This window comes from Rhodococcus sp. 05-2254-2 (genome assembly GCF_002259095.1).
In the GTDB taxonomy this organism is placed as follows: Bacteria; Actinomycetota; Actinomycetes; order Mycobacteriales; family Mycobacteriaceae; genus Rhodococcoides.
This window is the reverse complement of record NZ_NOZJ01000009.1, coordinates 277,129-296,413: the sequence shown is the minus strand read 5'-3', so window position 1 is coordinate 296,413 and position 19,285 is coordinate 277,129. Positions and strand designations below refer to the sequence as shown.

Genomic DNA, 19,285 nt, shown 5'->3' with positions numbered 1-19,285 from the left:
GTGCAAGTGTGGGGTCCTAGCGCGTGAGCAGTGCTGTTGCGCTCATCGTGTTCGCTGTCCTTCTCGTGCCTCTCGGAGGCCTGTTCGCTGCTGTCGATTCTGCGCTGAACACGGTCTCACGTGCGCGAATCGACGACATGGTCAAGGACGAGCGCCCCGGTGCCACCGGCCTCGTCGTCGTGGTCGGTGATCGCCCGCGATACGTCAATCTGATGGTGCTGCTGCGCATTCTGTGCGAAATCGGCGGCACCGTGTTGCTCGCGGGTGGCCTGACGCAGTTGATCGATTCGACCACCGCATTGGTGATCAGCGCGGTGGCCATGGTGTTGGTCAGTTACGTCGTGATCGGTGTCGGTCCGCGAACCCTCGGTCGGCAGAACGCGTACTCGATCGCGTTGGCGGCCGCATTGCCGTTGCGGGCACTCGGGTGGCTCCTCGGACCGATCAGCAGACTGCTCATCCTCATCGGTAACGCGATCACCCCCGGTAAGGGATTTCGCAACGGCCCCTTCGCCTCCGAGATCGAACTCCGGGAACTGGTGGACATGGCCCGCGAGCGCGGCGTCGTGGCCGACGACGAACGGCGGATGATCCAATCGGTGTTCGAGCTGGGTGACACCTCCGCCCGCGAGGTCATGGTGCCGCGCCCCGAGATGGTGTGGATCGAGTCCGACAAGTCAGCAGGACAGGCCACCTCGTTGGCTGTGCGCAGCGGCCACTCCCGCATCCCGGTGATCGGCGAGAACGTGGACGACATCGTGGGCGTCGTATATCTCAAAGACCTTGTGCAGCAGACGTATTACTCCACCGACGGCGGCCGCGGAGTGCAGGTGTCCGACCTGATGCGTCCGGCCGTCTTCGTTCCCGACTCCAAGGCACTCGACAGTCTGCTCGCCGAGATGCAGCGCGATCGCAACCACATGGCCCTGCTGGTCGACGAGTACGGGGGCATCGCCGGGCTGGTGACCATCGAGGACGTGATCGAGGAGATCGTCGGCGAGATCGCCGACGAATACGATTCCGACGAAGTCGCGCCCATCGAGGAACTCGACGACGGACGCTATCGGCTGTCCTCGCGGGTGCCGCTCGAAGACCTCGGCGAGATCTTCGGCATAGACATCGAATCCGAGGAAGTCGACACCGTCGGCGGACTCCTCGGCTACGAACTCGGCCGAGTACCGTTGCCCGGTTCGCAGGTGATCACCCACGGCCTGCTGCTGCGTGGAGAAGGTGGAGCAGATCCCAAGGGGCGCGTCCGCATCGCCACGGTCCTGGTCGAAAAGCTCGAACCCGAAGAAGATTCCACCGAGGACGACGACTCGTCCGAGGCCACTCGTCAACACTGAAATCTGGAGGTGCTCTTGTCCGAGCAGAACAACGGTGAGTTCCGATCCGGATTCGTCTGTTTCGTAGGCCGACCCAACACCGGCAAGTCCACGCTGACCAATGCGTTGGTGGGATCGAAGATCGCCATCACGTCCTCGCGTCCCCAGACGACGCGGCACACAATTCGCGGCATCGTGCACCGAGAGCACGCCCAGCTGATCCTGGTCGACACCCCCGGCCTGCACCGACCGAGAACGCTACTGGGGCAACGCCTCAACGACCTGGTGCAGGACACCTACTCCGAGGTCGACGTCATCGGACTCTGCATCCCCGCGGACGAGAAGATCGGGCCCGGCGACCGGTGGATCCTCGAACAGGTGCGGCACATCGCGCCCAAGACGACGCTCATCGGAATCATCACCAAGATCGACAAGGTCAAGAAGGAACGCGTCGTACAGCAGCTGATGTCGCTGTCGAAGCTGCTCGGCGAGAATTCGCATGTCATCCCGGTGTCCGCCGAATCGGGCGAGCAGATCGAGAAGCTCGTCGACCTGTTGGCGTCGGAACTGCCACCGGGCCCGGCGTTCTACCCCGACGGTGAGCTCACCGACGAGCCCGAGGAAGTCCTCATGGCCGAACTCATCCGTGAGGCCGCGCTCGAAGGCGTCCGCGACGAGCTGCCCCACTCTCTTGCCGTCGTCATCGACGAGGTCTTGCCCCGTGAAGGCCACGACAACATGCTCGACGTGCACGCAATCCTCTACGTCGAGCGATCGAGTCAGAAGGCCATCATCATCGGCAAAGGTGGTTCGCGACTCAAAGAGGTCGGCACCGCGTCGCGACTGCAGATCGAGAAGCTACTCGGTACCAGGATCTACCTGGACCTGCACGTCAAAATCGCCAAGGACTGGCAGACCGACCCGAAGCAAATGGGCAAGCTCGGGTTCTGATCCGGAGCGGCTTCGCCGCATGTGCACGGCAATTCGTAGCAGGCTACGAGGTTTCGCTCACCTGGGTCCACCAGGGATCGGGGCGCTTGCGATGCCACTGCAGCACGTTCTCGAGTTGAGCGGCAACGGAAACGAGCAGTGGCTCGGAGGATTCGTGGCCCATCAACTGGAGGCCGATGGGTAGGCCGGCGGCGGTGAATCCCGCGGGCACGTTGACACTCGGCCACCCCAGCACGTTCCACGGCCACGTGTAGGGGCAGTGCTCGGTGATGACCCGATCGGTGTCGGCGTTGGAGATGCCGTCGATGGCCTCGATCCGGGGCGGCGGGGTGGCTGTCGTCGGGGCGAGCACGATGTCGTACTCGTCGAAGAACCGGCCGATACGACGCCCGATGCGAGGTTCGGCGGCGCGTGCTGCGCGCAGCGGTGCCCCGGCCAGAGCCCGGCCGCTCTTGGCGTTGGCTCGGGTGCGTGGGTCGGCGAGAGACGGATCGGGCAGACGGTCGAGCCAGGTCGCCACACCCACCAGCGAGCGGGGTAAGAAGTTGAGCCCCAACAACATTCCGTATGCCGGATCGTCGACGACCACTCGGTGCCCGAGTAGCCGCAGTACCGCGGCCATCTGATATGCGGCACCGGCGATCTCCGGGTCCAGCGGGGCGGGCGTCGGAATGAACGGCTTACGCAGGCTCAGCGCGATCCGCAGCGAACCGGGGTTGCGCCCGACGGCATCGGAGACGGTCAGCGGCGTCGGACGATGCAGATCTCCGTCGTGACTGCCCGAGACCACGTCGAGGAGCAGTGCCGCGTCGGCCACGGTTCGCGCGAGCGGGCCGATGACGGTGATGCCGTTGAACGCCTCGGGCTCCGGCCACGACGATATGCGTCCGCGTTGCGGCTTGATCCCCACGAGATTGGTCCACGAGGCCGGAATCCGCACCGAGCCGGCACCGTCGGAACCCAGAGCGACAGAGACCAATTCGGCAGCCACCGCGGCAGAACTGCCACCCGAGGAGCCGCCCGGGGTGCGCGCACGGTCCCACGGATTACGGGTGTGCCCGAAGGTGCCGCCGGTGAACGGCCACTGGCCGAGTTCCGGGCTGTTGGTCTTTCCGACGATGACGGCTCCGGCCGCACGCAGTCTGCGCACCACCTCCGAATCCGTGGTGGCGGGTGGAAAGTTACCCGCGCAACCGAATGCGGTCGGTTCGCCCGTGACATCGACGTCGTCCTTGACGGCAACGGGAACGCCGAGCAGGGGAGCGGTGGTGCCGGCGGCCCGCAGACGATCCGCTTCGGCCGCCTCGGCGAGGGCTGCATCGCGGCGCACGATGCGGAACGCGTTGAGCGTGGGTTGGCTCTTCTCGATGCGATCGAGTGATTCGGAAACCGCCTGTACCGACGTGATGCGACCCGACGCGAGAGCGGCAGCCTGAGCAACGAGAGTCGACCGATGGAAATCCACGCCTGCACAGTATCGACTCCTCGTCAGCGCGGGAACGGTCACCGCCGCAGCCCGCGTGGGACACTGGATGACGTGAGGCCATACCGTGACAACGCAGTCGTCCTGCGCCAGCACAAGCTGGGTGAGGCCGATCGCATCGTCACGTTGTTGACCAGGGAGAACGGAATCGTGCGGGCCGTTGCCAAGGGGGTTCGCCGCACCAAATCCAAGTTCGGTGCGCGGCTGGAACCGTTTGCGCACATCGACGTTCTGCTCTATCCGGGGCGCAACCTCGACATCGTCACCCAGGTGCACACGGTCGACGCGTTCGGCGGAGACATCGTGGCCGACTACGGTCGCTACACCACCGGTTGCGCGGTTCTCGAAACTGCCGAACGGCTGGCGGGCGAGGAGCATGCACCCGCACAGCGGCTGCATCAGTTGACCGTCGGTGCCCTGCGTGCCCTCGCGCAGCACGTCAGGCCCCCCGAGCTGGTGCTCGACGCGTACCTGCTGCGCGCGATGGGTTTCGCCGGATGGGCTCCCGCACTGACCGACTGCGCGCGGTGCGCAGCGGTGGGCCCACATCGAGCGTTCCATGTCGCGGCCGGTGGAGCCGTGTGTGTGCACTGCCGACCGCCGGGATCGGCGACGCCGTCGACCGGTGTTCTCGATCTGATGGTTGCGCTCGAGCGCGGGGAATGGGACTACACCGTCACCACCTCCGATGCCGTCCGCAAGCAGGCCAGTGGACTGGTGGCGGCTCATCTGCAATGGCATCTGGAACGACAGTTGCGCACGCTTCCGCTCATCGAACGTTCGCACCCGCATCAGGTACCGCTGGCGCAACCTGACTCCGTGTTCGCCGACACCGTCGGGCAGGATGGGGACCGTGATTCGACGACGAGAGCAGGGGCCTCGGCCTGACGAACAGTCGACGGTGCGCCCTCCCGATCCGCATCCGTCGGGCGCTCGTCCGCCCATCCTGCAGCCGGAACTGATTCCTCGCCACGTCGCACTGGTGATGGACGGCAACGGTCGGTGGGCACAGGATCGCGGTCTGCCGCGCACCGCAGGACACGAGCAGGGTGAAGCGGTGCTCATGGACACCGTCTGCGGGTGCATCGAGATCGGGGTGCAGTGGCTCTCCGCGTACGCCTTCTCGACGGAGAACTGGAAGCGCAGTCCCGACGAGGTCAAGTTCCTGATGGGCTTCAATCGTGACGTCATTCGTCGGCGGCGCGACGAGATGAACGAGATGGGCGTCCGGGTTCGCTGGGCCGGCCGTCGACCGAGGTTGTGGGGCAGTGTCATCAAGGAACTCGAAGTTGCCGAGGAGTTGACCAAGCACAACACCGTGATGACATTGACGATGTGCGTCAACTACGGTGGTCGGGCCGAGATTGCCGATGCCACAAGGGAAATTGCTCGACAGGTGGCTGCGGGCAAGCTGAACCCCGAGAAGATCACCGAGGCCACCGTCGCCAAGTACCTGGACGAATCGGATATGCCCGACGTGGATCTGTTCCTGCGTCCGTCGGGGGAGCAGCGGACGTCGAACTTTCTGCTCTGGCAGTCGGCCTATGCGGAGTTCGTGTTCCAGAAGAAGCTCTTCCCGGATTTCGACCGACGGGATCTGTGGGAGGCGTGTATCGAATACGCCTCGCGGGACCGACGATTCGGTGGAGTCAAATATGAGTGACACCGCGAACGGGACGCCGGACGAGGGGCTTTCGTTGCAGGCCCGTGCCCAGTTGGCGCTCTCACAGTTCGCGACGGTCACACTCGGCGACGAGGGGTCGCTCGGTTTCGACTATGCGGGTGCTCTGTGTTCGTTGCGTGCCGTGCGACTCTCGCCCGAGCTCGAGGTGCTCTCGCTCACTGCAGTCCTGGCGTGGGACCGGCCGTTGAAGCCGGCTCTGCACAAGAAGGTCGCCGACCGCAATGCGGATTCGCAGTTCGGTGCCATCTCGGTCAACACCCACGACAAGCTCGCGGATGTGCTGTTGCGCTACACCTTTCCTGCGAACGGTCTGGACGACGAGGCCATGCTGACGATGCTCATCCTGGTGCTCGCCGGAGTCGAAAAGGCGCGTGAGGGCCTACTTCCCTGATCGGTCAGCTAAGGTTTGCCTGTACTTACTTCCCAGTAGAGGCGGATGCGATGACTGTGCGGTGGACCCGAATGCTCACGGCGGTGGTGGCGGTGATCGCCCTCGGTGTGGCCGGGACAGCTTGTTCGACTGCCGACAACGGCGACACGGCGACGCAATCGGCGGACGGTGTATTCCCGGTCGTCATCGATCACATCTACGGCAGCACGACCATCGCCGAGAAGCCCACGCGCATCGTCACACTCGGGGTGTCCGACGCCGATGCCGTCATCGCGCTCGGCACAGTTCCCGTCGGCAACGCCGGGTACACGTTCTACGAGACCGGACTGGGTCCGTGGACCGACGAGTTGGTCGGTGATGCACCATTGACGTTGCTGGGCTCCGAGTCCGAGCCGAACTTCGAGCTGATCGCCTCGCTGGCACCGGATCTGATCACCGGGCTCAACGCGGGCTTCGACGAGGCCACGTACGCCAGGCTCAGTGATATCGCCCCGACGGTCGCTCGACCGGCCGGATCGGCTGCCTATGCCGTGGACCGCGAGGTGGCGACCGACACGATCGCTCGCGCGATGGGCGAATCAGAACGCGGCGAGGAGTTGAACGCGCAGACCACCGCTTCGCTCGAACAGGTGCGAGCCGCACATCCGGAGTTCGCGGGTAAGACTGCAGCCGTGGTGCTTCCGTACGACGGCCAATTCGGTGCATATCTGCCCGGTGATGCCCGCGGCACGTTCGTCACGTCGCTGGGCTTCGAGATTCCGGAACCGATTCTGGCCCAGGACGACGGCACCAACTTCTTCGTTCCGGTCTCGGCAGAGAACATCTCGCAGCTCGACGCCGACGTGGTTCTCTACCTCGGCACCAGCGAGGACATCGACGTCGTGGCCGAGAACCCGATCTTCGGAACGCTGACAGCCGCCCGAAACGATGCGATCGTTCCGTTGTCCATCGATCAGCGTGGAGCGATCACGTACAACTCGGTGCTGTCGATTCCGTTCGCCATCGACGCGGTGGTGCCTCGCGTGGCCGACGCCGTCGCCTGAGCGGATTCAGCGAGCGGCAGCGCTGCACTGACTGCAGGTGCCGAATATCTCGATCGTGTGGCTGACGTCGCTGAAACCGTTGGATTCGGCGACGCTTTGCGACCACTTCTCGACAGTGGGACCTTCCACCTCGACGGTGAAACCGCACGAGCGGCACACCAGGTGATGATGATGTCCCGAGGAGCAGCGCCGGTAGACGGACTCCCCGTTGTCGGTGCGCAGTACGTCGACCGTCCCGGCGTCCGCCAGGGTCTGAAGTGTGCGATACACCGTGGTGAGGCCGATACCCTCACCGCGCTTGCGTAATTCGTCGTGCAGATCTTGTGCGGACTTGAACTCTTCGATGGTGTCGAGCAGGTCCGAGATCGCGCTGCGCTGCTTGGTGGCTCGCACCCCGACGACGACGGGTCGTCTGGGGGTGGCGGTGTCGGTGGACTTGTCGGTCACAGGTTCCGGCCTTCCTCGGCGTGGGCCACGGCGTCGACGACGATGTGGGAGAGGTGATCGTCGACCAACCGGTACAGGACCTCGCGTCCGTTGCGTTCTCCGCGCACCACACCCGCTGCCTTGAGTACCCGAAGGTGTTGGCTGATCAACGGTTGCGTGACACCGAGGGCGACGACGAGTTCGTGGACGCACCGCTCGGACTCGCGCAGCTGCAGCACGATGGCGATGCGTACCGGGGCCGCCAGTGCCCGCAGGATGTCGCCTGCCGCAGCCAGAGTTTCCTTCGGCGGAATATGAGCCGGGGGAGCGTCGGCGAACGGATCGCCGGAGTGCAACGGATGCTCGGGGTCTTGCCGGTGGGGCGAACTTGCTTCCACTGTCGAGTCCGTGGACACGGTTGCGGCTCCTTCGGCCGCCGGTTCGTTGCCGGCGGACTCTCCCTGCACGATCGACGTCATGGCACCAGGTTAGTGCAGTAGTTGTTATTGCAAATCGTATTCATTGTGATATGCACAAGTGCGCATGTCAACTTCCGCACCTGACCGCTGTTCGGATTCGACCGCCGAGCCAGATAGTCTGATCAGGGCGAAAACGCCCACGTCACCTCTTACACGATGTAACCGAAGATGGAGAGCTCCGCCAGTGGCACCCAAGTCCAAAGTCGAAACCGTCGCCAACCTCGCCAAGCGCAGAGGCCTCGTCTACCCGTGCGGCGAGATCTACGGCGGTACCAGGTCGGCCTGGGATTACGGTCCGTTGGGCGTCGAGCTCAAGGAGAACATCAAGAAGCAGTGGTGGCGCAACATGATCACCAGCCGTGACGACACCGTCGGGCTGGACTCCTCGGTGATTTTGCCGCGCGAGGTGTGGGAGGCGTCGGGCCACGTCGAGACGTTCTCCGACCCGCTGGTGGAGTCGCTGCACACGCACAAGCGGTATCGCGCCGACCACCTCATCGAGGCCTACGAGGAAAAGCACGGCCACCCGCCGGAGAACGGCCTCGCCGACATTCGCGATCCCGAAACCGGTGAGCCCGGCTCCTGGACGGAACCGCGTGCATTCTCGGGCCTGCTCAAGACCTTCCTCGGCCCGGTCGACAACGAAGAGGGCCTGCACTACCTGCGTCCCGAGACCGCGCAGGGCATCTTCGTCAACTTCGCCAACGTGCTGACGACCTCACGCAAGAAGCCGCCGTTCGGCATCGGCCAGATCGGCAAGAGCTTCCGTAACGAGATCACGCCCGGCAACTTCATCTTCCGCACCCGTGAGTTCGAGCAGATGGAGATGGAGTTCTTCGTCAAGCCGGGCGAGGACGACGAGTGGCATCAGTACTGGATCGACTACCGCATGAAGTGGTACACCGACCTCGGTATCGATCCGGAGAACCTGCGGCTCTACGAGCACGCCAAGGAGAAGCTGTCGCACTACTCCAAGCGCACCGTGGACATCGAGTACAAGTTCGGCTTCCAGGGCAGCGCGTGGGGTGAGCTCGAGGGCGTCGCGAACCGCACGGATTACGACCTCTCGGTGCACTCGAAGGCGTCGGGCCAGGATCTGAGCTACTACGAGCAGGCCACCGACACCCGCTACACCCCGTACGTCATCGAGCCTGCGGCCGGTCTGACGCGTTCGCTGATGGCGTTCCTCGTCGATGCGTACACCGAGGACGAGGCACCCAACGCCAAGGGCGGCGTCGACAAGCGCGTCGTGCTCAAGCTCGACCGTCGTCTGGCCCCGGTGAAGGTCGCGGTGCTCCCGCTTTCGCGTAACGCCGATCTGACGCCCAAGGCGAAAGATCTTGCGCAGCAACTGCGTCAGTACTGGAACGTCGAATTCGACGACGCCGGAGCCATCGGTCGCCGTTACCGTCGTCAGGACGAGATCGGCACGCCGTTCTGCATCACCGTCGACTTCGAGACTCTCGACGATCACGCCGTCACCATCCGCGAGCGCGACACCATGGCGCAGGAGCGTGTGGCACTCGATCAGGTCGAGGGGTACATCGCGTCTCGTCTGATCGGCGCGTAGGAACCTCACACACACGACAGGGCCCGATCTCGCGATGAGATCGGGCCCTGTCGTCTGTCTGTCGAGAAACTAGAAGCGGCCGCCGCCACCGCCGAATCCGCCACCACCGCCGCCGCCGCCGAGGACCGCACCGGCGATGTTGCCGCCGCTACTGCCACCGCGCGGACCGTGGCGATTCTCCCAGTTCTGCACGTCGGACTGGGCGATCTGCGATGCGCGCGAGGCCAATTGGCTCGCAGCGTGCGCGTGCTTGAGGGCCTCGTCCGGGTTCTCGGGTTCGAGCTGACGCGCCGCACCGAGGTGCCGTTCGGCCTCGGACAGGCGCGTTCTGGCGTCGGCACCCACTCCGCCGCGGCGCGTCGAGATGTAGTCCGCAGCGGCGGTGATCTGCGCCTGAGCGGCCGCGATATCGCGATCCAGGCGGGCCCGAAGTTGGTCCCCGGCCGCCTTGTCCGCCGACGCCTCGTCGACGATCTTCTCGAGTTCGGCATCGGCTTCGGCGAGGGCGGTGTAGCTGCCGAGAGGGTCCGAGGACTGCGCCGTCTCCGCGTTCTTCAATGCAGTCTGGGCGGCTGTCACGGCTGCCTGCAGTTCGGCCCCGCCGTGTTCGGCCAATCCACGAGCCTGCTCGATGTCGCGTCGAACGTCCGCGATGGCGTCGGGCAGGGTTGCGATGGCATGCCTGATGTCGTCACGGGCATGGTCGACGCCATCGAGCAGGGTCTTGGCCTGGTCGACGGCTCGCTCGGCCGTGCGAATCGCGGTGACCGCCGGCCCCTGCTTGCCGGGCGGGAGTGCCGCCGCCGAGCGTCCGGCCTCGATGTTCTCCTCGGCCAGCGCCATGCGCTCCTTGGCCATCGTGACGTTGTCGGCAATCGAGTTCAGCGCCGATTCGGAGAAGTCCGAATGCAGCTGAGCAAGAACCGATTCGGACTGCGGAATTCTCACCGTCAAGCCGACGACAGCCTGGGTGAGCTCGTCGAGGTGGGCGTCGGCGTTCATCACGAGATCGCGGAACCCGTCGAATTCCTCCACCCGCGAATCGAGTTCGCGATCGGCCTGGCCACACGAGGAGATGATCTCGACGAGCATCGCCCGTCGCTGATCCGGAGTTTCCGGAATGGCGTCGTCGAGGCGTTGACGAATCTCGAACGCCGAGGCCAGGGCTTTCTTGGCGTTGTCGTAGGCGGTGATGAACGGCGCGGCCGCGGAATCTCCGAATTCTCCACGGGCGAGGTTCAATTCCTCTTCGCTGGCGCGCACCGCGTTGTCGGTCTCGATCAGAATTTCCTTGGCCCGCGTGTCGAGGACGTCGATGGGGAAGGCGGCCAGTGCGGCCGGGTCGCTCGGGTCGATCTTCGCCACGGCCTCGACCTCGGCGGCGACTCGGGCCTTCTTGCGGCGCGACGAGTAGACGACGGCTCCGCCGCCCGCCACGGCCAGTGCGCCGACTCCGATCAGCAGGGGTGCCGACGAGCCACCGCTGCCGCTCGAGGCGTACGCGTCGCCGAGTGCACCGGCTGCCGCAATGGCCGCACCGGACCAATCTTCTTCGCGCAGTGCAGGTTCGACATCGTCGACACGGATCGAATCTTGTTCGGAGGTGGTGATCTGAGACAGGCCGGTGTTCACCGCGAGGTAGTACGAACGGTCCACGGTGGCCACGGCGAGCAGAACGTCGCGCTGGCCGAGGTCACTTCTCTGGTACGTCTGCTCGGCCCAGTTCGCCGCCGACATGTTGTCGAAGTCCGCGACATAGGTGACCCACAACCGAACCTGGCTGCTGCCGTAGAGATCGTCGATCGAGGTCTGCACCTCGGCGAGTGCATCCGGGTCGAGTGCCTGGACGTTGTCGGTGATCTGTGTGGCCAGTCGCGACGGAGCCTCGGCGGATGCAACTCCCGGCGCGAGCAGGACCGCGGCGAAGAGGGTCAGAGCACCCACGGCGGCGAGACGACGAAATCGATGGATTGCTTCTCGAACGACTGGGGCGCTGGTGTGCCGCCGGTGCTGGACTGCCATGGCCTGAAATCTACCGGCTACGCGCCCGTGAGATCGAGCAGGTCGATCCGGATGCATGACAGTTGTCACCTCGCAATCGTGACGCCCGAACGAGGTCGGAGCTGCTCGGCCGCCGCAGAGTGATTCCCATGACCACAACGAAAGCAGTCGAACTGCGCAGCGTCACCAAGACCTACGGCTCGGTCCGGGCGGTCGACGGGCTGAGCCTGTCCATCGAACCGGGCGAGGTCGTCGCATTCCTCGGACCGAACGGAGCGGGAAAGACGACCACCATCGACATGATGCTCGGCCTGGCGACACCCACCACCGGGACGGTCTCGGTGTTCGGGGGAACGCCCGCCGACGCCATCGCCCAGGGGCGCATCTCGGCCGTCATGCAGACCGGCGGTCTGCTTCGCGATCTGACCGTCCGCGAAACCGTCGAGCTGACCTCGGCACTGTTCGCCCACACCCGGTCGGTGAAGGAGGTACTGACCAGGGCCGGCATCGCCGATATCGGAGACCGTCGAGTGGCGAAATGCTCCGGCGGTCAGCAGCAAAGGCTTCGGTTCGCGCTCGCTCTGCTGCCCGATCCGGATCTGCTGGTGCTGGACGAGCCGACCACCGGCATGGACGTCGAGGGGCGTCGCGACTTCTGGAACGCCATTCGCCAGGACGCCAGCACCGGCCGCACGGTGCTGTTCGCAACGCACTATCTGGACGAGGCCGACGCGTACGCAGACCGCATCGTGCTGGTGCGGCACGGCAAGATCGTCGCCGACGGCAGCGCCGCCGAGGTGAAGAACCTGGCGGCAGGACGCACCGTCACCGCCACCCTGCCCGGCGTCGACCAGTCGGTGTTGCTGGCTCTGCCGGGGGTGGACCGCGTCGACACACGTGGCGATCGGGTGATCGTGCACGGACGCGACTCCGACGCCGTGGCCCGATACCTACTCAACGATGCACACGCGACCGATCTGGAAATCGTCTCGCGCAACCTCGAAGACGCATTCCTCGCCCTGACCACCGATTCTGAAAACGACAGAGCCGAAAACGACACAGCCGCAAACGACCTCGCCGGGAGCATCCGATGACCACGACAGCACACTCCGCAGCCACCCGCACCTCTGCCAGAGCCGTTGCCTGCGGCGGATTCTCCCCGACCTTCCTCGGACTCGAGATCCGCAGGCTCTTCCGGAACAAGCGAACTCTGATCTTCACGTTGGTGATGCCGCCGGTGTTCTTCGTCATCTTCGGCACGCAATCCGACTACCGGACCGACTACCCCTTCGCGCACGGCAACGTCACCGGTTACATCGCCATCAGCATGGCCGTCTACGGCGCGATGCTCGCGACCACGAGCGGGGGAGCGATGGTCTCGGTCGAACGGGCGCAGGGGTGGAGCCGCCAGTTGCGGTTGACTCCGCTGAAGCCCGTCGCCTACATCGTCACCAAGGTTCTCGTGGCCATGACGATGGGTGCAGCCGCAATCGTCGTGGTGTTCGTCGTCGCGAAGTTCTTCGGAGCAGACATGCCGATCTGGGTGTGGCTCAGCTGCGGAGCGATCGCGTGGCTCGGGTCGGCAGTGTTCGCCGCGTTCGGGCTGTTCATGGGCTACCTGCTGCCCTCGGAGAACGTCATGCAGATCCTCGGACCGGTGCTCGCCTTCCTGGCGTTGGCCGGCGGACTGTTCGTCCCGCTCGGTGACAGCGGCTGGTTTCCGATGCTGGCCCAGTTCACCCCGCTCTACGGCCTGGCGACCGTGTCCCGGGCACCGTTCACCTCGGCCGACACCGGCACCCTGGTGATCGCCGTGGTGAACCTGGTGGTGTGGGCCGCGATCTTCGTCGCCGGAGCGTCCTTGCTGTTCCGCAAAGACACCAAGCGTGCGTGAGACCGAAACCGCTGATCATGTCGTCCACAGAGATACCGTGGGCGACATGACCACGTTCACCGCCGACCTTCCCGAGGGACGGATCTGGCGGTTCGGCTGGATGTTCGGTGCCATCTGGCTGGTGTACCTGATCTATCCGCTGAACGACATCCTCGCTCTGGAATACGTGCCGGCGAAGGTTGCCGGGGTCGTCACGATCGTTGCCTTCGGTGCCGTGTTCACGTCCACTTTCTGGCGTTTTCGTAACGGACACCGCCGAGGAAAGCCGCTGCCGGTCTCCCAGGCGTGGATCGCGCTCGGAGTCATGATCACGCTGACCGTGTTCATGAGTGTATGGATCGGAACTACCGCATTCGGCGCGACCGTCTACATCGCAGTACTGGCCATGATGACCCTGCCGGTCAGGCAAGCGTGGGTGTTGGTGGTGGTGATGGTTGCGCTCGTCGAAGCGGTGCCACGCTTCATCTCGTCCTGGGAGCCCGACACCTTCTTCGCATTTCAGCTGCTGATCAGCGCGGCCGCGGCATGGGGGATCACGCAGGTCTTCCAGCGCAATCACGAATTGGCCGTGGCCAGGCAACAATTGGCCGATCTGGCCATCGTGGCCGAACGCGAGCGCATGAGCCGGGACGTGCACGACATTCTGGGCCACTCGCTGACCGTCATCACCGTCAAGAGCGAATTGGCGGGCAGGCTCATCGAGATCGATCCGGCCCGCGCGGCCGTGGAGATCGCGGAACTGGAAACCCTTGCTCGGCAAGCACTCGCCGACGTGCGCAGTACCGTCGGGGGCATGCGCCAGGTCGACGTCGGATCCGAGTTAGCCAGTGCACGAACGGCTTTGACCGCGGCGGGGATCGAAGCAGATCTGCCCTGTGACGCCGACGTGGTGCCGCTGCGGCATCGAGAACTCTTCGGCTGGGTGCTCCGCGAAGCAGTGACCAACGTGGTTCGACACTCGCGTGCACGGCAGTGCCGGGTGACGCTGACGGCGTCGAGCATCTCCATCGTCGACGACGGGGTGGGACCGGCAGACCAGCAGTCCGGTGGCAACGGTCTGCGCGGTCTCGGTGAACGGGTGACGGCAGCGGGTGGTTCACTGACGATCGCCCGGGTGCCGACCGGTGGGTTCAGGGTGGAGGTACACGGTGAATAGGACGCAGGCGCGATGACCATCACGTTGTTGTTGGCCGACGATCAGGCCCTGGTGCGCGGCGCACTTGCGGCCCTGCTGGGGCTCGAACACGATCTCGAGGTCGTCGCCGAAGTGGGACGTGGAGACGAGGTTGCCGCCGCCGTTCTCGAACATCGACCCGACGTCGTCCTGCTCGACGTCGAGATGCCCGGCAAGAACGGTATCGAGGTCACCGCCGAACTGGCGCTCGTCGCCCCGCAGTCGAGGGTGCTGATCGTCACCACGTTCGGGCGACCGGGATACCTGCGACGCGCCATCGATGCGGGTGCGTCGGGTTTCGTGGTCAAGGACACTCCCGCCAAGCAGCTGGCCGACGCCGTTCGGCGCGTACACATGGGGCTTCGCGTCGTCGATCCGACGCTGGCGACCGAAACCCTCACCGATGGCGTCTCTCCACTGACGGCCCGAGAGCAGGAGGTTCTCCGCGCGGCTGCCAGGGGCGGAACCGCTGGGGCCATCGCTGCTCAGGTCCACCTCTCCGAGGGCACGGTGCGCAATCATCTGTCGTCGGCGATCGGAAAAACTGGCACGAGCACCAGGGCCGAGGCGGTCCGGGTGGCCGAGGATCGAGGGTGGCTGTAGGTCGTTCGAGGCGCGCCGTGACGGTTCCGATGCCAGGGCCTGGCAAACTCGAGGAGTGAATTCAACTCTCGACCGAGATTCGTACGGCGATCCGTACGACGACCGGTATGCCCCGGACCCCGGTCCCGAGCGCCTCGGCTTCTTCGGAACGCTCGGACGCTGGACCGGTCGGCTGGTCGCGGGAGTGGTACTGATGTCGTTGGTGCTGGTCGCGGGAACAGCGGTGCGGGTATGGCAGGTGGCGCGCATCGACGACTACTCCAAGGCCGACGCCATCGTCGTACTCGGCGCTGCTCAGTACAGCGGCACACCCTCGACGGTGTTCGAGGCACGACTGTCCCAGGCCGCGTCGCTGTACGAGCAGGGAATCGCCCCCGAGATCGTCACCGTCGGTGGCAAGCAGGAGGGCGACCTGTTCACCGAGGCCGCGTCGGGCCGCAACTATCTGATCGATCAGGGAGTTCCCGCCGACGCCATCATCGCCGTCGAGACCGGCTCGGACACCCTCGAGAGCATCGAGGCGGTGAGCAACACACTGCGTGAGCAGGGCAGGTCGTCGGTGGTGTTGGTCAGCGATCCGTGGCATTCACTACGCACCCGAACCATGGCGCGCGACGCCGGCCTCGATGCCTGGACTTCGCCCACGCGCACCGGGCCCGCGGTCTACACCAGAGAATCCCAGGCGCACGGAATCGCCAGGGAGACAGGCGCTCTGCTGTGGTATCAGCTGACCCACTTCACCGCGGACTTCTCCTACACGGCGGGCCAGTAGATGAGCGGCACGTACTCGGCGCACGACGTCGAACGATTCGTCACCGAACCCCCGAAGACCGCAGGACTGCGGGCCGGGGCGGACAACGCCTCGCATCGAAGCGCGTTCGCACGCGATCGAGCGCGCGTGTTGCATTGCGCCGCGCTGCGCAGGCTCGCCGACAAGACTCAGGTCACCGGTCCTCGAGACGGAGACACCCCGCGCACACGATTGACGCACTCGCTCGAAGTTGCGCAGATCGGCCGCAGCATCGCCGAGGGGCTCGGCAGCGATCCGGATCTGGTGGACCTCGCCGGGCTGGCGCACGACATCGGCCACCCGCCGTACGGACACAACGGCGAACGCGCCCTCGACGAAGTGGCTCAGGATTGCGGTGGGTTCGAAGGCAACGCGCAGAACCTGCGCATCCTGACCGGGCTCGAGCCGAAAATCCTCGACTCCGACGGCCGCAGCGCAGGACTCAACCTGACCCGGGCGTCGCTCGATGCCGCAACCAAGTACCCATGGATCAGGCCAGCCCCCGGAGCGAAGTTCGGTGCCTACGACGACGATTCCGTTATCTTGGGCTGGGTACGTGACGGCGCTCCGGACAAGCACAAGTGCCTCGAAGCGCAGAGTATGGACTGGTCCGACGACGTCGCGTATTCGGTCCACGATGTCGAGGACGGTGTGATCGACGCCCGAATCGATCTACGGGCGCTTTCTGATCCGATCGAGCGACGCGCCCTCGCCGAGCTCGGCGTCTCGGAATTTCGCGGACTCGATGTGGAGGAACTGATCGAGGCCGCAGATCGACTGTCCAGGATGCCCGTCGTGGTCGCGGTCGGACGCTACGACGGCACTCTCGCCGCATCCGTTGCGCTCAAGCACATGACCAGTGAACTGGTAGGCCGCTTCGCCACCGCCGCGATCGAGGGCACCCACGAGAAGTACGGCACTGCGCCGCTGAGCCGATACGACGCCGACCTGGTGGTGCCGTCGATCGTCGGCTCGGAAGTTGCACTGCTCAAGACGATGGCGTTGCGGTACGTGATGTCCGATGCCGGACACAAGATCCGCCAGGAGCGCCAACGCGACCGTATCCACCGCGTCGCCGAGTGGTTGATGCGCTCTGCTCCTGGCGAACTGGACCCCATTCTGGTGCCCGCGTGGCAGCGGGCCGACAGCGATGCGGAACGCACTCGTGTGGTCGTCGACCAGATCGCCTCGTACACCGAAAGTCGCCTCGAATTGATCGACAAGCGGTCACTCGGGGCTCAGGCCAGCTGGGGCTGATCGCTCCGCCGACCGAATGTGGGTAGGTCCGGATCGGGACTAGACTGCCCTTCGTGGCCGGCCGAATTCCTGAACGCGACATCGCCGCCATTCGCGAACGCACACGGATCGAGGACATAGTCGGCGACTACGTCTCGCTCAAGCGCGCGGGCGGCGACTCCATGAAGGGGCTGTGCCCCTTCCACGACGAGAAATCCCCGTCGTTCCACGTTCGCCCCAATCACGGTCACTATCACTGCTTCGGCTGCGGCGAGGGCGGTGACGCCTACTCCTTCCTGCAGAAGATAGAGCACATCTCGTTCGTCGAGGCCGTCGAGCAACTGGCCGACCGGCTGAACTATTCGATCTCCTACGAGGGCGGAGGCCCGTCGGTTCAGCGCGACCGCGGCACCCGTGCGCGACTGATCGCCGCCAACGCAGCAGCGCAGGAGTTCTACGCAGGCAGGCTCAGCGGTCCCGACGCCCAGGCCGCGCGGGACTACCTGACCGAACGCAATTTCGACGGCCATGCGGCGTTGGCCTACGGCTGTGGGTATGCACCCGACGGCTGGGACACCCTCACCAAACACCTGCTGGGCAAGGGGTTCGAGGCCAAGGAGATCGTCGACGCAGGGCTGGCGACACCCGGCAAGCGCGGAACGCCCATCGACCGCTTCCGGCGCCGGCTGGTGTGGCCCATTCGCAGCCAGAGCGGCGACGTCATCGGCTTCGGTGCGCGCAAGTTGTTCGACGACGACACGATGCCGGGTAAGTACATCAACACCCCGGAAACCATGCTGTACAAGAAGTCTCAGGTGTTGTTCGGCCTCGATCTGGCGCGCAAGGAAATCGCGAAGTCCCATCAGGCCGTCATCGTCGAGGGCTACACCGACGTGATGGCGATGCATCTGGCAGGCGTCAAGACTGCGGTGGCGTCCTGCGGAACCGCGTTCGGCGAGGACCACCTGGCGATGCTGCGCCGACTGATGATGGACGACAGCTACTTTCGCGGGGAAGTGATCTACACCTTCGACGGCGACGAAGCCGGCCAGGCCGCCGCGATGAAGGCGTTCGAGGGTGATCAGAAGATCGCCGGTCAGACGTTCGTCGCCGTCGCCCCGGACGGAATGGACCCGTGCGACCTACGGCTGAAGTCCGGCGACAACGCCGTTCGCGATCTGGTCGCCAGGCGTACCCCGATGTTCGCCTTCGTGGTCAAATCACTTCTGCGAGAACATGATCTGGACACGCCCGAGGGACGCGTCGAGGCGTTGAAGCGAACCGTCCCGGTGGTCGCCCGCATCAAGGACGCGTCGTTGCGGGACGAGTACGCCCGGCAGTTGGCCGGGTGGACCGGCTGGGACGACACCGCGATGGTGCTCGCCCGAGTCCGCGACGAGGCGAAGAAGGGTGCCAGGGGCGACACGAGCGGCAAACGTGTCCCGTTCGAGAAGCGTCAGGCCGCTCCGGCACCGGCCCCCACGGGTCCTCCGCGTCCCAACCCCACCGATCCGACTCTGTGGCCGCAGCGAGAAGCACTCAAGGCGGTGCTGCAGATGCCTGCCGTGGCGGGCACGGTCTTCGATTCGCTCCCGCCGGAGAGCTTCCACCATCCGGCGTATTCGGCCGTCCGCGACGCGGTGGCCGCTGCCGGCGGCACCGCTGCAGGCCTGGGCGGAGGGGAGTGGGTCGACGCAGTGGCCAAACAGGCCAAGGACGCCGTTGTCGTGTCGTTGGTCACCGAGTTGGCCGTCGACCCGATGCGCGTGGCCGACGACGCTCTCACCCGTTACATCTCGGGCGTACTCGCACGGCTGCAGGAGGTGTGGGTCGGCCAACAGGTGGCCGAACTGAAATCGAAACTGCAGCGCATGTCACCGGTGGAGAAGCCCGACGACTACAACGCGCTGTTCGGCGACCTCATCGCCCTCGAGCAGTACCGCCGCAGTCTGCTCGAGCTCGCCGTCGGAAGTGTGGCCGAGGTCGGTTAGCGCCGCAGCTGATCGCGGGGAACGAAGACCTGGGTCTCGTCGTCGATCGGCTGCATCGGCTCGAGCCGCGGTTGCGTGTTCAGGGAATCGGACAGCTTCTGACGGCCGACCTCGATCGCCTTCTTGGTGGCGGGGCTCGACGCAACGGCGTTCGCAGTCTTGCGAATCTGCTCGTACCGGCCCCGTCCTGCCTTGGCACCGAGCACATAAGCAGCTCCAGCCGCCAGTACCAAACGAATCATCA

19 protein-coding genes are annotated in these 19,285 nt (G+C 65.2%); 14 read left to right on the top strand and 5 right to left on the bottom strand.

What is annotated here, in order from left to right; translation table 11 throughout:
- Window positions 1–23 precede the first annotated feature (23 nt).
- Together CH283_RS16020 and era are read left to right on the top strand one after the other, a co-directional pair.
- Window positions 24–1,346, top strand: coding sequence for a hemolysin family protein (locus CH283_RS16020; RefSeq protein WP_068052334.1), 1,323 nt, complete (start codon window positions 24–26; stop codon window positions 1,344–1,346).
- A gap of 15 nt (window positions 1,347–1,361) precedes the next feature.
- A complete protein-coding gene (era, locus tag CH283_RS16015; RefSeq protein WP_068052356.1) occupies window positions 1,362–2,276 on the top strand; it encodes a GTPase Era in 915 nt (304 codons plus the stop codon).
- Between the two features lie 43 nt (window positions 2,277–2,319).
- Here the strand turns inward: era and CH283_RS16010 are convergent, their stop codons facing one another.
- The gene (locus tag CH283_RS16010; protein WP_094640187.1) at window positions 2,320–3,741 is read right to left on the bottom strand and encodes an amidase; all 1,422 of its coding nucleotides are present in this window, start codon (window positions 3,739–3,741) and stop codon (window positions 2,320–2,322) included.
- Between the two features lie 72 nt (window positions 3,742–3,813).
- Between CH283_RS16010 and recO the strand changes: the two genes are divergently transcribed.
- Genes recO through CH283_RS15990 form a run of 4 tightly spaced genes read left to right on the top strand, consistent with a single transcriptional unit; the run spans window position 3,814 to window position 6,877 of the window.
- On the top strand, window positions 3,814–4,647 hold the full coding sequence (gene recO / locus CH283_RS16005) for a DNA repair protein RecO (RefSeq protein ID WP_068052329.1): 834 nt from the start codon (window positions 3,814–3,816) through the stop codon (window positions 4,645–4,647).
- Window positions 4,604–5,422, top strand: coding sequence for an isoprenyl transferase (locus tag CH283_RS16000; protein WP_068052326.1), 819 nt, complete (start codon window positions 4,604–4,606; stop codon window positions 5,420–5,422). Before recO ends, CH283_RS16000 begins: the two co-directional genes overlap by 44 nt.
- Entirely contained in the window at window positions 5,415–5,834 is a 420-nt protein-coding gene (locus tag CH283_RS15995; protein WP_068052323.1) for a hypothetical protein, read from the top strand. Before CH283_RS16000 ends, CH283_RS15995 begins: the two co-directional genes overlap by 8 nt.
- A gap of 50 nt (window positions 5,835–5,884) precedes the next feature.
- A complete protein-coding gene (locus tag CH283_RS15990) occupies window positions 5,885–6,877 on the top strand; it encodes an iron-siderophore ABC transporter substrate-binding protein (protein WP_094640186.1) in 993 nt (330 codons plus the stop codon).
- A 6-nt stretch (window positions 6,878–6,883) separates the two neighbouring features.
- Here the strand turns inward: CH283_RS15990 and CH283_RS15985 are convergent, their stop codons facing one another.
- A complete protein-coding gene (locus CH283_RS15985; protein ID WP_037193030.1) occupies window positions 6,884–7,324 on the bottom strand; it encodes a Fur family transcriptional regulator in 441 nt (146 codons plus the stop codon).
- Window positions 7,321–7,782 (bottom strand): ArsR/SmtB family transcription factor, encoded by a 462-nt coding sequence (locus tag CH283_RS15980; RefSeq protein ID WP_306437454.1) that lies wholly within the window; start codon window positions 7,780–7,782, stop codon window positions 7,321–7,323. Before CH283_RS15980 ends, CH283_RS15985 begins: the two co-directional genes overlap by 4 nt.
- Before the next feature lie 184 nt (window positions 7,783–7,966).
- Here CH283_RS15980 and CH283_RS15975 point away from each other — a divergent pair, with 184 nt between their 5' ends.
- A complete protein-coding gene (locus CH283_RS15975) occupies window positions 7,967–9,352 on the top strand; it encodes a glycine--tRNA ligase (RefSeq protein WP_094640185.1) in 1,386 nt (461 codons plus the stop codon).
- A 69-nt stretch (window positions 9,353–9,421) separates the two neighbouring features.
- Here the strand turns inward: CH283_RS15975 and CH283_RS15970 are convergent, their stop codons facing one another.
- Window positions 9,422–11,374, bottom strand: a complete 1,953-nt coding sequence (locus CH283_RS15970) for a TPM domain-containing protein (RefSeq protein ID WP_255183233.1) — start codon at window positions 11,372–11,374, stop codon at window positions 9,422–9,424.
- A 128-nt stretch (window positions 11,375–11,502) separates the two neighbouring features.
- On the opposite strand from CH283_RS15970, the gene CH283_RS15965 reads away from it, so the two are divergent.
- From CH283_RS15965 to dnaG, 7 genes are read left to right on the top strand one after another with little or no spacing between them, the layout of a single operon-like run.
- A complete protein-coding gene (locus tag CH283_RS15965; RefSeq protein ID WP_094640184.1) occupies window positions 11,503–12,447 on the top strand; it encodes an ABC transporter ATP-binding protein in 945 nt (314 codons plus the stop codon).
- On the top strand, window positions 12,444–13,247 hold the full coding sequence (locus CH283_RS15960) for an ABC transporter permease (RefSeq protein ID WP_094640183.1): 804 nt from the start codon (window positions 12,444–12,446) through the stop codon (window positions 13,245–13,247). The genes CH283_RS15965 and CH283_RS15960 overlap by 4 nt, the downstream gene beginning before the upstream one ends.
- A 46-nt stretch (window positions 13,248–13,293) precedes the next feature.
- Window positions 13,294–14,403, top strand: a complete 1,110-nt coding sequence (locus CH283_RS15955; protein ID WP_094640412.1) for a sensor histidine kinase — start codon at window positions 13,294–13,296, stop codon at window positions 14,401–14,403.
- 12 nt (window positions 14,404–14,415) lie between these two features.
- The gene (locus CH283_RS15950) at window positions 14,416–15,024 is read left to right on the top strand and encodes a response regulator transcription factor (protein WP_068052311.1); all 609 of its coding nucleotides are present in this window, start codon (window positions 14,416–14,418) and stop codon (window positions 15,022–15,024) included.
- Between the two features lie 55 nt (window positions 15,025–15,079).
- On the top strand, window positions 15,080–15,796 hold the full coding sequence (locus CH283_RS15945; protein ID WP_068052310.1) for a YdcF family protein: 717 nt from the start codon (window positions 15,080–15,082) through the stop codon (window positions 15,794–15,796).
- Entirely contained in the window at window positions 15,797–17,071 is a 1,275-nt protein-coding gene (locus CH283_RS15940) for a deoxyguanosinetriphosphate triphosphohydrolase (protein WP_094640182.1), read from the top strand.
- A gap of 53 nt (window positions 17,072–17,124) precedes the next feature.
- Window positions 17,125–19,041: a DNA primase gene (gene dnaG / locus CH283_RS15935; RefSeq protein WP_094640181.1), complete on the top strand. Its 1,917-nt coding sequence runs from the start codon at window positions 17,125–17,127 to the stop codon at window positions 19,039–19,041.
- On the opposite strand, the gene CH283_RS15930 is transcribed toward dnaG, so the two are convergent.
- Window positions 19,038–19,283, bottom strand: a complete 246-nt coding sequence (locus CH283_RS15930; RefSeq protein WP_068052299.1) for a hypothetical protein — start codon at window positions 19,281–19,283, stop codon at window positions 19,038–19,040. The two genes, dnaG and CH283_RS15930, sit on opposite strands and share 4 nt — an antisense overlap.
- Between the last annotated feature and the right edge of the window lie 2 nt (window positions 19,284–19,285).